10 protein-coding genes are annotated in these 13,407 nt (G+C 72.1%); 2 read left to right on the top strand and 8 right to left on the bottom strand.

Annotation, left to right across the window (positions count from 1 at the left end; all coding sequences use genetic code 11):
• Positions 1 to 9: 9 nt before the first annotated feature.
• The 4 genes from ABZ919_RS32205 to ABZ919_RS32190 form a co-directional block, all read right to left on the bottom strand.
• Positions 10 to 1,674 carry a glycosyltransferase family 2 protein gene (locus tag ABZ919_RS32205; protein ID WP_361254629.1) on the bottom strand — a complete coding sequence of 555 codons (1,665 nt, stop codon included), beginning with the start codon at positions 1,672 to 1,674 and terminating at the stop codon, positions 10 to 12.
• Positions 1,671 to 3,887, bottom strand: coding sequence for a CDP-glycerol glycerophosphotransferase family protein (locus ABZ919_RS32200; RefSeq protein ID WP_361254626.1), 2,217 nt, complete (start codon positions 3,885 to 3,887; stop codon positions 1,671 to 1,673). Before ABZ919_RS32200 ends, ABZ919_RS32205 begins: the two co-directional genes overlap by 4 nt.
• Before the next feature lie 191 nt (positions 3,888 to 4,078).
• On the bottom strand, positions 4,079 to 4,915 hold the full coding sequence (locus ABZ919_RS32195; protein ID WP_361254696.1) for an ABC transporter ATP-binding protein: 837 nt from the start codon (positions 4,913 to 4,915) through the stop codon (positions 4,079 to 4,081).
• Positions 4,916 to 4,979: 64 nt separating this feature from the next.
• Positions 4,980 to 5,894 (bottom strand): ABC transporter permease, encoded by a 915-nt coding sequence (locus tag ABZ919_RS32190; RefSeq protein ID WP_361254623.1) that lies wholly within the window; start codon positions 5,892 to 5,894, stop codon positions 4,980 to 4,982.
• Positions 5,895 to 6,106: 212 nt separating this feature from the next.
• Here ABZ919_RS32190 and ABZ919_RS32185 point away from each other — a divergent pair, with 212 nt between their 5' ends.
• Positions 6,107 to 6,733 carry a TetR/AcrR family transcriptional regulator gene (locus ABZ919_RS32185; RefSeq protein ID WP_361254620.1) on the top strand — a complete coding sequence of 209 codons (627 nt, stop codon included), beginning with the start codon at positions 6,107 to 6,109 and terminating at the stop codon, positions 6,731 to 6,733.
• A gap of 227 nt (positions 6,734 to 6,960) precedes the next feature.
• Here ABZ919_RS32185 and galE read toward each other — a convergent pair whose 3' ends face one another.
• The 3 genes from galE to ABZ919_RS32170 form a co-directional block, all read right to left on the bottom strand.
• The gene (galE, locus tag ABZ919_RS32180; protein WP_361254617.1) at positions 6,961 to 7,941 is read right to left on the bottom strand and encodes a UDP-glucose 4-epimerase GalE; all 981 of its coding nucleotides are present in this window, start codon (positions 7,939 to 7,941) and stop codon (positions 6,961 to 6,963) included.
• 79 nt (positions 7,942 to 8,020) lie between these two features.
• Positions 8,021 to 9,868, bottom strand: coding sequence for a glycosyltransferase family 2 protein (locus ABZ919_RS32175; protein WP_361254693.1), 1,848 nt, complete (start codon positions 9,866 to 9,868; stop codon positions 8,021 to 8,023).
• Positions 9,869 to 9,910: 42 nt separating this feature from the next.
• Complete coding sequence (locus ABZ919_RS32170) at positions 9,911 to 11,179, bottom strand: glycosyltransferase family 87 protein (RefSeq protein ID WP_361254614.1); 1,269 nt, start codon at positions 11,177 to 11,179, stop codon at positions 9,911 to 9,913.
• A 224-nt stretch (positions 11,180 to 11,403) separates the two neighbouring features.
• Here ABZ919_RS32170 and ABZ919_RS32165 point away from each other — a divergent pair, with 224 nt between their 5' ends.
• Positions 11,404 to 12,954 (top strand): glycosyltransferase family 39 protein, encoded by a 1,551-nt coding sequence (locus ABZ919_RS32165; RefSeq protein WP_361254611.1) that lies wholly within the window; start codon positions 11,404 to 11,406, stop codon positions 12,952 to 12,954.
• Here ABZ919_RS32165 and ABZ919_RS32160 read toward each other — a convergent pair.
• The gene (locus ABZ919_RS32160) at positions 12,902 to 13,381 is read right to left on the bottom strand and encodes a MarR family transcriptional regulator (protein ID WP_361254608.1); all 480 of its coding nucleotides are present in this window, start codon (positions 13,379 to 13,381) and stop codon (positions 12,902 to 12,904) included. The two genes, ABZ919_RS32165 and ABZ919_RS32160, sit on opposite strands and share 53 nt — an antisense overlap.
• Positions 13,382 to 13,407: the final 26 nt, after the last annotated feature.

Below are 13,407 nucleotides of genomic sequence, written 5' to 3'. Positions count from 1 at the left end.
CACGGGGCCCTACCTCAGCACGCTGGACAGCAGCTTGGCCACCTTGCGGACCTTGGGCCGGGCCACCCTGCGCACCAGCGGGCGGATCACCCGCGCCGTCACTCCCACCGGGCGCCAGCTCAGCTGCAGACGGCCGGGGTTGCGGCCCTCCGGTTCCACGGTGAGCTCGTGCGGGGTCGCACCGGAGCGGTACTCGATGCGGGCCGTGAGGGCCGGGAAGGACAGCGGCGCCAGCAGGACACCGGAGTTGGACAGGCCCTGCTGCTGGAGGCGGACCACGGGGTGACGTACGCCCGTGAAACCCTGGAGGGGGACGGGGGCCTCGGTCAGGTCCAGGTGGACCGTGCCCTCGAAGATGCCGGGGCGGACCGGGTCCAGCCGGAAGGGGACCGTCATCCGGCGGTTTCCGGGCGACAGCACCAGCGCGGCCCGCTGCGGGCCGACGGGCAGGCGCAGCCCGGGGTCGTAGGTGCGGATGACCAGGGTGAGGGAGGCACCGCGCCCGGGGGTCAGCTCGGTGATCTCGTGCCGGAACAGCGCGCTCGGGAACGGGCGCGTGTCCAACTCCAGGTCGGACACGGCCAGTTCGCGGCGGCCGCGGTCGGACGAGGGCACGCTGTCGCCCCAGTACGGAACGCCGGACGGGTCGGCCGTGACCTCCCGCGGTGCCACCGGGTGCCCGAGCCCGCGCGCCGCGAGCCGGACGTCAGCGAGGCGCCCTTCGCGCAGCAGCTCCAGCACCACCCGTTCCGGCCGGGGCAGGCGGGCGTAGGCGCCGGGGGACAGGGTGTCCAGGTAGGGGTTCATGATGTCCGCGAAGGACTCCAGCCACTCCTCGTCCCGGTAGGGCAGGTCGCCCGCGTACATCCGGAAGTCGTGCTTGAGGAACTTGTGGTCCTTGTCCTCCCGCAGCCCGGCGTGCCCGCTCTCCACCAGGAAGTCGTCGATCAGACGCTGGACGTGGACGCGGTCGCGGACGTTCGTGACCTTGTGCCGCTGGTTGGAGATGGATGCCGAGGCCGCCGCCGCGAACGGGTCGATGTACCAGACGTACACCGGGTCCGGGATGATCGTGAACGCCTTCGCCAGGCAGTACGCCTGCGCCGAGAAGAGCTGGTCCTCGTAGTGGATGCCCTCCGGGAAGCGGAGCTGGTGGCGGTCCAGGAAGGAGCGCGCGTACATCTTGCTCGTCGACAGGTGCTCGAAGAGCAGCCGCGGTTCGGACTCGATGCCCTCCACGGTGCGCCGCTCGGCGACCAGGTGCGGCATCCACGTCGTGCGGCGGCCGTTGTCCACCCGCACCCGCCGTACCGCGCCCATGGTGAAGTCCACCTCGCGCTCGCGGTGCGCGGCGAGCAGCAATTCGACCGCACGGGGCGGGAGTTCGTCGTCGCTGTCGAGGAACATCAGGTACGGCGCCCGGGCGATCTCGACGGCCCGGTTGCGCGGGGCGCTGCAGCCGCCGCTGTTCTCCGGCAGGCGGAGGTAGCGGATGCGGTCGTCCTGTGCCTCCAGCCGGCGTGCCACCGTCGGCGTCTCGTCGGTGGAGTGGTCGTCGCTGATGATGATCTCGATGTTCGCGTGCGTCTGCGCGCGCAGCGACGCGACCGCACGGGGCAGGCGGGCCGCGTCGTTGTAGACGATCACAGTGACCGTGACGTCGGGGGTCGTCATGCCGTGGCCTCCTCGGGGGTCGGGGCGGGGGTGCGTTCCTCGAGCGGGATCACCGGTGGCAGTGACTCCTCCGGTTCGCCCAGGAACACCCGTCGTACGACCCGTTCGGCGGCACGCCCGTCGTCGTACTCGCAGAACCGGCGCCGGAAGGCGGCCCGGGCCTTCGCCGCGCTCTCGTCGCGCCAGGCGCCGGAGGCGAAGATCTCGGTCAGCTCCTCCTGGGTGCGGGCGACCTGGCCGGGATGGTCGGTCATCAGGTCGAAGTAGACGCCGCGGGTGGTGCGGTAGGTCTCCCAGTCGTCGGCGTAGATCACGATCGGGCGGTCGAGGTTGGCGTAGTCGAACATGATCGACGAGTAGTCCGTGACCAGTGCGTCGGCGGCCAGGCACAGCTCCTCGACGGGGTCGTAGGAGGAGACGTCGATGATCCGGCCGGAGCGGCGCAGGCCGGTCAGCGGTGAGGCGGCTCCGCCGTAGAAGTAGTGGGCGCGGACCAGGAGCACGGTGTCGTCGCCGAGGCGGTCGGCGAGGGCCGCGAGGTCCAGGCGCGGGGTGAAGCCGGCCTCGTAGTCGCGGTGGGTCGGCGCGTACAGGACGGCGGTCTTGCCGGGCGCGATGCCGAGCCGTTCGCGGGCGGCACGGACCTCCTCGGCGCCGCTCGTGCAGAACACGTCGTTGCGCGGGTAGCCGTAGTCGAGGGAGGTGTAGCGGGCCGGGTAGGCGCGCTCCCACATCCGGGTCGTGTGGCTGTTGGCGCTGATGCTGTAGTCCCACTTGTCGATGCGGGCCAGCAGGGCGGCGAAGTCCAGGCCCTTGGCGGCGGCCGGGTGTTCCATCTGGTCCAGGCCCATGCGCTTGAGCGGGGTGCCGTGGTGGGTCTGGAGGTGGATCGCCTCGGGGCGTTTGACCACCGCGTTGGGGAAGTTGACGTTGTTCGTCAGGTACTTGGCGGTGGCCAGGGTCTCCCAGTAGCGGCGGGTGCCGGGGACCACGTAATCGGTGCCGGGCGGCAGCAGGGCCGCGTTCTCCTTGGACACCGTCCACACCTGGTGGATGTGCGGGGCGAGTTCGGCGAGCTTCGCGGCGATCGCGGCCGGGTTGCAGGCGACCCCGCGGTCCCAGTAGGCGGCGAACACGGCCAGGTCGGGGTCGACCGGGCGGCTCAGCGCGCGCCGGTACTGCTGGTCGCGGAGCTTGGCACCGACCTGCTTCTTACGGCTGCGCACGGCCTTCTTGGCGGCGCGGCGGGCGCGGTTGGCGGCCTGGAAGGCGCGGTACTTCGTGTACGCGCCCTCCTCCAGCAGGGCGTGCCGTACGCCCTCCACGCCGGCCGGGCGCTCATGGTTCTCGGGACGCCAGCGGACCGCGGCGAGGGAGGCACGGCGGAAGAACTCGCGGGCCACGGCGTCGGGCAGGTTCTCGCCGGCGAAGGTGCGCACGAGGTCGCGCATCATCAGGTCGTACAGCACCGTGCGGGCGGCACGGCGGTCCTTGGCGAGGGCGAGCAGCGACTCGTAGCGCTCGATCAGCCCGAACCGGTCCTCGGGGGCGAGGGGCGGCAGGCTCTCGGGGCGCAGTTCGCGGCTCTCGTACGCCACCTGGTTCAGGCAGGCGACGCGGCCGGCGTGCAGCAGGGCGGCGTGGGCGGCCTGCGGTTCGTCGTCGGTGGTGAGCCGCTCCTCGTGCGCCCGCCAGAAGTCGGCGCGCAGGGCGCGGTTTCCCAGCAGCGGGGTGAGGCGCAGCAGGTCGGCGGCCTCGTCCAAGGCGAGTGCCTCGCGGCCCACGGCGGCGAGGAAGCGGCCGTCGCGGGAGGGCGTGGCGGCGGTCTGCCAGCTGGTGGTGACGTGGTCGAAGAGGAGGACGTCCACGGGTGCGCCACCGTCGGTGGCGGCGGTGTCCAGTTCGGCGATCCGCTCGGCGATCAGCCGGGGGGCGCCGGCCGGCAGGCTGTCCTTGGCGTGCACGAAGTGCAGCCAGCGGCCGGTCGCGTGGGCGGCGCCTGCGGTACGGGCCGCCGCGTCACCGGTGCCCTCCGGCAGTGGTACGACCACCGTCTCGGGGGCGTGACCCTCTGCCGTCTCCCGCGCCCAGTCGCCGACCGCGGCGACGATGACCTCGGCGGCGGGGAGCGGGCGGGCCTCCAGGGAGTCCAGTAGCTCTCTCAGGTGCCCCTGTGCGTTCGGTCCGTAGACGATGACGCTGAGTTGGGGCATCGCAGTGGACTCCTTCGGCTTGTCGGCTTGCGGCACCCTTCATAACATACTGTCACTAAGAGGATGAAAGGGATAACCGCGCGTGGGGTTAAAGGGGGCCTCGAAGGGGAAGAGGCGGTTCCGTGGCCTGCGGTTTCTCCCGCGGCAACTTTCAGGCCACCTTCTTACTTCCGCTTACCCCTTCCGTGCGGTCAGGACGCCTTCTTGCCGGCTGTCTTCTTGTCGCTCTTGTCCCCGGTGAAGGCCTCGTACTCCTTCATCACGTCCTCGGTCGGCCCGTCCATGCGCAGCTCCCCGCGCTCCAGCCACAGGGTGCGCTCACACGTGTCGCGGATCGACTTGTTGTTGTGGCTGACCAGGAAGACCGTGCCCGCCTTCTCGCGCAGCTCGCGGATCCGCTCCTCGGAGCGCATCTGGAACCTGCGGTCACCGGTGGCGAGGGCCTCGTCGATCAGCAGCACGTCGTGGTCCTTGGCGGCGGCGATGGAGAACCGCAGCCGCGCGGCCATACCGGAGGAGTACGTGCGCATCGGCAGGGTGATGAAGTCGCCCTTCTCGTTGATCCCGGAGAAGTCGACGATGTCCTGGTAGCGCTCCCTCACCTGTTCCCTGGACATGCCCATGGCGAGGCCGCCGAGGTAGACGTTGCGCTCACCGGTGAGGTCGTTCATCAGAGCGGCGTTGACGCCGAGCAGCGAGGGCTGGCCGTTGGTGTAGATGTGGCCGTTCTCCACGGGGAGCAGTCCGGCGACCGCCTTGAGCAGCGTCGACTTGCCCGAGCCGTTGGTGCCGATGAGGCCGACCGCCTCACCCTTGTACGCGACGAACGACACCTTCTTCACCGCGTGCACCCGGCGCACGCCGGCCGCCTTCTCGGCCTGCCGGCGGCGGAGCATGCGGTTGAGGGCGGCGGTGGCGGAGCCGCGGCCGGAGCCGGTGCCGTTGACGCGGTAGACGATGTCGACGTTGTCGCAGACGATGGTGGGGATCTTCTCGGCGCGGGCGAGACGCTCGCGCCTCTCGCGCATCAGGCGCTCGTCGGGGGTCTCCTCGTGGAGCTCGTCGTGGATCTCGGGGTTCTCAGGAGTCTGCTCAGCCACGGCCGTACTTCTCCTCTGCCTTCCAGAAGTAGATGAAGCCGCCGACGCCGACGACCAGGGCCCAGCCGACGGCGACCGGCCACACGTGCGGGGGCAGCTGCTTGGCGTGGAAACTGGCGATCAGCGCGTAGCGCATGAGGTCGATGTAGACGGCGGCCGGGTTGGTCCGCAGCAGGACCGTGACGATGTGCGGCAGGTGGTCCTTCTTGGTGAGCTTGTCGATGCTCCACATCACGCCGGACACGTACATCCAGGTGCGCAGCACGAACGGCATCAGCTGGGCGATGTCCGGGGTCTTGGCGCCCATCCGCGCCATGATCATCGCCATGCCCGCGTTGAACAGGAACTGGAGGATCAGCGCCGGGATCACCAGCAGCCAGGAGGCGGTGACCGGCAGGCCGAAGCAGAGCAGGATGACGACGAGCGCGGCCATCGAGAACAGCAGCTGCTGGAGCTGCTGGATGCAGAAGGAGATCGGCAGCGCGGCGCGCGGGAAGTGCAGCGCGCGCACCAGTCCCAGGTTGCCGGAGATCGCCCGGGTGCCGACCTGGATCGAGCTCTGCGTGAACGTCCACACGAACACGCCGGTGACCAGGAACGGGACGTAGTCCGGGACGCCCTTCTTGGTGCCGAGCAGCACACCGAAGATGAAGTAGTAGACCGCCGCGTTCAGCAGCGGGGTCATGACCTGCCAGACCTGGCCGAGCTTCGCCTCGCTGTACTGCGCGGTCAGCTTGGCGGTCGCGAAGGCGGTGATGAAGTGGCGCCGGGCCCACAGCTGGCGGACGTAGTCCGGCAGCGAGGGGCGGGCGCCGCTGACCGACAGGCCGTGCCGGGCGGCCAGCGCCGCGAGATCGTCATCGGCCGGGGCCTGGGTGGGGGGCGGTGTGTCGAGGACCTGGCTCACATCCGCTGCTTTCGCTCGGGGGGAGGGGGTGCCGCGGCCCGGCCGTCAGCCGGGGCGCGTCGGTGGTCCGTCGTCCGACATCGCGTTCGTTTCCTTACGCTTCTCTTCACGTTCTCTTACGTCGGAACGGGACCGTATCGTCGCAACGTGAGCGTAGAACCAATCGACGTCGGAACGCAACCGTTTCGTCGTAACGGCCTATGCTGTGCAGCATGACCACGAACGCCGACGATCCGCCGACGCGCCCGCGCCGTCGGTCCCCCGCGGGGGCCGCCGTACTCCGGGAAGATGTGACCGAGGCCATCCGGGCGGCGGTCTTCGAGGAACTCGCGTCCGTCGGATACGCACGCATGTCCATCGAGGGCATCGCGCGGCGGGCGGGCGTCGGCAAGACGGCGGTGTACCGGCGCTGGCGTTCCAAACTGCACCTGGTCCTGGACGTCGTCTCCGCCATGGCGGTCCTGGGTCTCCCGGTCCCCGACACGGGTTCCCTGGAGGGCGACCTCCGCCTGCTGTACGAGGTCACCTCGCGCGCCCTGCGCCATCCGGTCGCCTCGCAGATCATCCCCGACCTGCAGGCGGAGGCGGCCCGCAATCCCGACATCGCCGACGCCTTCCAGAAGGCCCTGCGGGACGGGCAGGAGGGCGTGGCCAGCAAGATCGTGGCAGCGGCGGAGAAGCGGGGCGAGGTGCGCGGGGGGCTGGACCCCGACCTCGCCCTGGACCTGATCTCGGGCCCGCTGTACTGGCGCGCGGTGGTGATCCGCTCACCCAGGCTGCCCAAGGGCTACCTGGACAACCTGGCCCGGGCCACGGCGGGGGCGCTCAAGGCGTTGTGAGAGTTCCACGCCGGGGAGAGCGGGGGCTGCGGCCGCTCCGGCGCTCCCGGGCGCTCTCCGGCGGAGCCGTGTCCCCGCCAGGCGCAGGTGCAGGGCGGCGCCACCGTCCGCGGTGGACGGAGCCGGAGCCCTCAGGGGCGCGGGGAACGGTGCGAGCCGCCCCCGTGTACCACCCGCGTACCACCCGCGGTCGGCTTCGGGGCCCGGCCGCTCGCCGTACGGAAGGCCTATGAACGGGCGGCCTCCGGGTGATGGTGCACCCAGCCCTCCCAGGCCGAGGTGATCATGTCCTGGACGTCGTACTTGGTCTGCCAGCCCAGCTCGGTGGCGATGCGGGCGGCCGAGGCGACGACCCGCGCGGGATCGCCGGGGCGGCGTGGGGTGACGGTCGGCGGGCGGTCGTAGCCGGTGACCGCGTTGATGCGGTCGATCATCTCGCGCACCGAAACACCCTCGCCGCGGCCGATGTTGAGCGTCAGGTCGGTGCCGGGGGAGGAGGCCAGGGCGCGGGCGACGGTGACGTGGGCCTCGGCCAGGTCGACCACGTGGATGTAGTCACGCACGCAGGTGCCGTCCGGCGTCGGGTAGTCGTCGCCGAAGATGCGCGGCGGCGCGCCCTCGGTGAGCTTCTCGAAGACCATCGGGATCAGGTTGAACACGCCGGTGTCGGCGAGTTCGGGGCCGGCCGCGCCCGCCACGTTGAAGTAGCGGAGGGAGGCCGTGGCCAAGCCGGTCGCCCTGCCCGTCGCGCGGACCAGCCATTCGCCGGCCAGCTTGGTCTCGCCGTAGGGGGACAACGGCAGGCAGGGGGTCTCCTCGGTGACCAGGTCGACGTCCGGCATGCCGTAGACGGCGGCCGAGGAGGACAGGACGAAGGACGGGACCTCCGCCGCCGTCACCGCCTCCAGGAGGACGCGCAGGCCCTCGACGTTCTCGCGGTAGTAGTCCAGCGGGCGCTCCACCGACTCGCCCACCTGCTTCTTCGCCGCCAGGTGCACGATCCCGCTGATCTCGTGCTCGGCGAGCGTGCGGGCCACCAGCTCGGCGTCCAGGACGGAGCCCCGCACCAGGGGGACCTCCGCCGGGACGCGTTCGGCGACGCCCGTGGACAGGTCGTCGTAGACGACCGTGCGCTCGCCCGCCTCGGTCATCGCCCGTACGACGTGTGCCCCGATGTATCCGGCACCGCCGGTGATCAGCCAGGTCATGGTGGCCGTCTCCTCGTCAGTTGGCCCGTTCAGCCGCTCGGTGGAGCAGCGGGTCTCTCTCAGTGAAGCAGTCGGCGTCTCAGTGGCGCAGCCGGCGGAGCCGGCCGCCCACCACCTGCAGCACTCCGCGCGCTCCGGTGGCCAGGCGCACGGCCAGCGCCCCGGAGTGCGTGGCGTACGGCTGCACCAGGAGCACCCCGTACCGGAAGCTCGGGACGGCGCGCCGGCGCAGCCGGCCGGCGCCCGCCAGGGCGTGCGCCGTGACGACCCGCTGCGTGCCGTCGCCGAAGCGTACGGTCAGCCGCAGGTCCCAGGTGCCCGCGCCGAGCGCCCCCAGGTCGACCGGAAGTTCGGCCGACCAGCTGTCCGGACCGGTCCTCGCACCGGCCCCCGGGCCGGATTCCGCGCCGGTTCGCGCTGCGGTTTCCGCGCCGCCTCGTGCGCTGGCCGCCCCGCCGGAGGGCGTGAGCGGAACCGTCGTGAGCCCCCGGGTCCGGTCGTCGTCCCGGGACTGCCATTCCACGTCCACCTCGCGCGGGTCCGCCTCGGCCACCCTTCCGTACAGCTCGTGCAGCCGCAGACACAGGCGCGAGACACGCGCGCGTGGCCGCAGTTCCGCGTCGAACGCGAGGGGGAGCGCGGCGGTGGGACGGGTCAGGAACGGCGTGAGGGTGACCTGGGGGAGGTCGGTGGACCAGGCGGGGACGCCGGCGGGGGTGCGGGCGTACGGCGGCAGCAGGCGGGCCGGGCGGGCGGCCAGCTCGCGCAGCCGGGGCAGGTCGCGGGGCTCGGGCGACTCCAGGATCACCCGGCCGAGCAGTCGGCCCGGAGCGCTCGGGTTGAGCTCCCAGTCGGCGGCGTCGTAGCGCGCCAGATAGTCCCGGGTGTGCGCCCACCACTCGCGCCGGTAGTGCGCGTCGCGCAATCCCAGCTCGCGCGCGTACATCCGCACCTCGTGGTCGAGGAACTTGGCCCGCGCCGCCCGCGCCAGTTCCTTCTGACCGGCGCCCAGGAGGATGTCGTACGCCTGCGCGCACGCCTCGAGGCGCGCCTTCCAGTTGTCGATGTGTTCGCGGTCCAGGGACAGCGACAGCTGCTCGGCGGATCGGCGCACATGCCACACGTACACGCGGTCCGGTGCGAGCGCGATGCGCGGGCCGGCGGCCAGCACGCGCGCGGTGAAGACGATGTCCTCGTAGAGGAAGCGGCCCTCCGGGAAGCGGATGCCGTGCGCCCGCAGGAAGTCGGTGCGGTACAGCTTGTTGACGCACAGGGTGTCGTGGACCAGGCGCGGCCGCTGCGCGGGGCGCGCGAGAACGGTGTGCGCCGTGTAGAGGGCTTCCTGCCACGGTTGTTCACGCCCCGAGGGGAGTTCCCGGCGCACGCACAGCCCGCTCGCGACCTCGGCACGCGCCCCCTCGGCCGCCGTCAGCAGCGCGTCCACCGCGCCGGGCGGCAGCACGTCGTCGCTGTCCAGGAACATCACGTACGGCGTGGTCACCGCGTCGATGCCGGTGTTGCGCGGGCTGCCGCAGCCGCCGCTGTTCACGTCCCGGCGCACCACCCGCAGCCGGGGTTCGTCGGCGGCCAGCCGGTCGAGCAGCTCGGCACTGCCGTCCGTGGAGCTGTCGTCCACGGCGACGACCTCGGCGACCGCCGGTCCCTGGGCGAGCGCCGAACGCACGGCGTCACCGACATGGGCCCGGTCGTTGTACCCGATGACGACGACACCGACCTGCGGCGAGCGCGGCGACTCCCCGGTACCTGCCGGGTCTGGGGTACCTGCCGTATCTGGTGTGTCGGCGGTTACTGCTGTGTCCGCCGTGACTGCCGTGACGGAGGTGACCGCCGTGTCGGCGGCGCCGGGGGCGTCGGAGGTGTCGGAGGTGTCGGAGGTGTCGGAGGTGTCTGGCGGGTCTGGTCGCATCAGGTCCACGAGCGGAGCGTAGAAATGTTCAGTAATACAACGTTAAGAAAGACTTAGCGCTCGCTTCGGAAGACGGTCGTATCCGGGGCGGGGTTCCGTTGCCGGCGGGGTCTTTCCGTTCGGCCGCGCCGCCCGCCACAGCCGGAGGAACGACAGCACGGCCGCGGACGCCAGCACCCCGTTGCGGGCCAGCATCAGCAGACAGCCGGTCCAGGTGCCGTCGACCACCTCGGCGTAGTGCATCGGGAACACCAGGGAGCTCAGCGCGGTGGCCACCAGGACCAGCCCCGCGACCGGCCGCTGGCTGGTGTGCCGCGAGGTCGTGCACACGGCGGCGAGACCGAGCAGCCAGACCATGTACTGCGGGCTGATCACCCGGCTGGTGACCGTGAACAGCAGCACCGCGCACAGCGCCGCGTCGAACGGCGTGGCGCCGCTCCAGTGCCGCGCCCGCAGCCGCCACAGCACCAGCAGCGCGAAGGCGACCACCGTCAGTGCCAGGGAGGCGGCCGCGACGGCGTCCACGTGCGGGCCGACCAGTTCGACGGCGCCGTACCGGTAGTCCGCACGGCCCGGCCAGCCGGCGTGCCGCGCCAGGTTCAGCGCCGTACCGCCGAGCGACTCGATCTGCACGCCCCGTCCGCCCTGCTCCCACAGAAAGGACAGGGGATGGTCGAACAACACGGCGAGAACACCGAGCGCCGCGACTGCGGTCGCCGTCGCCCACCCCCACGCCCGGCGCGTCACCGGCCCCCGGGGCGTGCCCAGCAGCACCAGCGCCGGCCACACCTTCACCAGCGCACCCAGCGCCCCGAACACCCCGCCCGTCCGCGCCGAGCGGCCCAGCGCCAGCAGGGAGAGCACGGCCAGGGCGGTGACCTGCACGTCGTAGCGGGCGAGCGGGATGTGCAGCAGCAGCGGCAGGCCACCCGTCCACAGGGCCGCGCCGAGCAGGCTGCGCCCGGTGCGCGTGCCCGTGCGGGTGAGCGCCACCGTGACCAGCGCGTCCACGGCCAGCGTGAGCACCACGAACGCCTGGAAGTACGTCAGCCACGGCAGCAGACGCGGCGCCAGCAGCACCACGCCGGCGCCCGGCGGGTACTGCCAGAGCGTGTCGTGCGCCGGGAAGGAGCCGTGCGCGAGGACGCCGTACCAGCCGGAGTAGAGGCGCCATACCTCACGGTCCACCGCTCCCCCGCCTAGCAGCGGAGAGCTGTCGTGGACGAGCAGCCACAGCATCAGGGCACGGGTGGCCAGCCAGAGGGCGGTGACGCCGAGGACCGGGCCGGAGTTGACACGGAGACGGTTCATCGCATGGCAGCCTAAGCGGCGCGGATGGCGTATCCATGCTGATACGCCGTCATGACTGCAAAAAGGTTGGCTAATCGGAAAAGATCGGGCGGACCGTGGTGAACGTCGGGCTCCCTGTGCAACCGCAGTCGCGCGAGGCGGCTGCAACCTCAGTGGTCGTACCGGCCGGTGGGGCGACGCTTGCGCGAAAGGGCCGGCGGGCCCGGATCCGCCGGCGGGCCGCCGTGGGCGTGCCCGCGCTGGTGATGTCCGCGGTCGGGCTGTGGGGACTCGACCGCGGCGGGATGTGGCGCGACGAGGCTGTCAGTCTCCAGGTGGGGCGGCGTACGGTGCCGCAGATCTGGCTGCTGCTGCACCATGTCGACGCCGTGCACGGCCTGTACTACCTCCTCGTGCACGCCGTCCTCGCCGTCCACCCCGGCGAGGTCGTGCTGCGGCTGCCCTCGGTGTGCGCGGCGGCGGTGACGGCCGCGCTGGTCGCGGCGCTCGGCACCCGGCTGGCCCGGCCGCGCGTCGGGCTGTGGGCGGGGCTGCTGTACGCCGTCGTGCCGATGGCCGGCCACTACGCACAGGAAGGCCGCTCGTACGCCCTGGTGGCCGCCGGTGCCACCGGTGCCACGCTGCTGTGGGCGCGGGCGGTGCAGGACCCGTCCCGGCGGTCCTGGGCGGCGTACGGCGCCGTCCTGGGCCTCACCTGCTTGCTGCACGAGTTCGCGGTCCTGCTGCTGTGCGCCCACGCGGTGTCGCTGGCGCTGGCGGGGGCCGGGGCGCGGGTGTGGCGGGGGTGGGGGTGCGCGGCCGGTGCGGTGGCCGTGTCGCTGGTGCCCATGGTGCTCGTGTCGCAGGGGCAGGCGGCGCAGGTGGCGTGGTTGCAGAGGCCCACGGCGTCCACGGCGCAAGGGCTGTGCCGGCAGTTCCTCGGGTCCTCGGGTGCGGTGTGCGCGGTGTGTCTGGTCCTCGCGCTGGCCGGGCTGAGCGGGCTTACGGTGCGGCGGCGCGACATCACCCTCGCGGGTGTCGCCTTGCCGTTGACCGTGGTGCCGCCCGTGGTGCTGATGCTGGCGTCCCAGGTCTCGCCGCTGTTCGTCGACCGGTACGTGCTGTACGCACTGGGCGGGGCACCGTTGCTGGTCGCCGCCGGGGCCGAGCGGGTGGCCGGGGCGGTGGGGCGGCTGTGCGACGGCCGGCCGGCCGGGCGCCCTGTGCCGCGGTCCCGCAAGGCCTTGCGGCCGGCCCTCGTCACCCTCACCGGTGTTCTCGCCATCGGCCTCGCCTTCCTCCACCAGTTCCCCCTCCTCCGCGCGGACCGCGACCCCCGCACCCGCCCCGACGATCTCGGGGCCGCCTCACGGGTGGTGGCGCGGGAACTGGCGCCCGCCGACCCTGTGCTGTTCCTGCCGGCGAACGTGCGCAACGTGGCCCTCGCCTACCCGGGGGCGTTCCGGGGGGCGCGGGACGTGGCGCTGGTGGAGGGGGCCGCGAGCTCGGGGAGTCTGTACGGGCGGGAGGCCGGGCCCCGGGAGGTGTGGCGGAGGCTGGCGCGGCTGAAACGGGTGTGGGTCGTGGCGGACCCGGATCTGCTCACCGGGCGCCGGCGCCCGCACAACCCCACCCTGCGAGCCGAACTCGCCGTACTGCACCGGGACTTCACCGGGCGGCGGGAAGTGCTGCGAGGTGGGCTGGCCGTACGGCTGTATGTCCGTGACCCCCTGCCCGCAGCGGCTAGCCGGCCTCGGGCTCCTGAGCTCCGGTCGCCGCGTCCAGCGCGGTGGTGAGCCGGTCGAGGCTGTCGCGCAGGTCGGCGATCTCCTCCAGGCCGAAGCCGGTCGCATCGAAGATGCGACGCGGCACCTCCAGGGCCCGCTCGCGCAGGACCGCACCCTCCTCGGTGAGCAGGACCCGCACCGAGCGCTCGTCCTGCGCGCTGCGCTCCCGGCGCACCAGGCCGGCCCCTTCCAGCCGCTTGACCAGCGGGGAGAGCGTGCCGGAGTCGAGCCGCAGATGCTCGCCCAGTTTCTTGACGGGCAGATCGCCCTGTTCCCACAGCACCAGCATGACCAGGTACTGCGGGTAGGTGAGCCCGAGGTCCTTGAGGAGGACGCGGTAGACGCCGTTGAAGGCGCGGGACGCGGCGTGCAGGGAGAAGCAGATCTGGCGGTCGAGGCGGAGCCAGTCGGCGTCGGCGATGGGCGAGGCGGTCATGGATCCAGGGTAGCTCTTTCGAGCCA

The organism is Streptomyces sp. NPDC046759 (genome assembly GCF_040645475.1).
Taxonomy (GTDB): domain Bacteria; phylum Actinomycetota; class Actinomycetes; order Streptomycetales; family Streptomycetaceae; genus Streptomyces.
The sequence above is the reverse complement of the archived record's forward strand: the minus strand, read 5'-3'. Positions and strand labels throughout refer to the sequence as shown.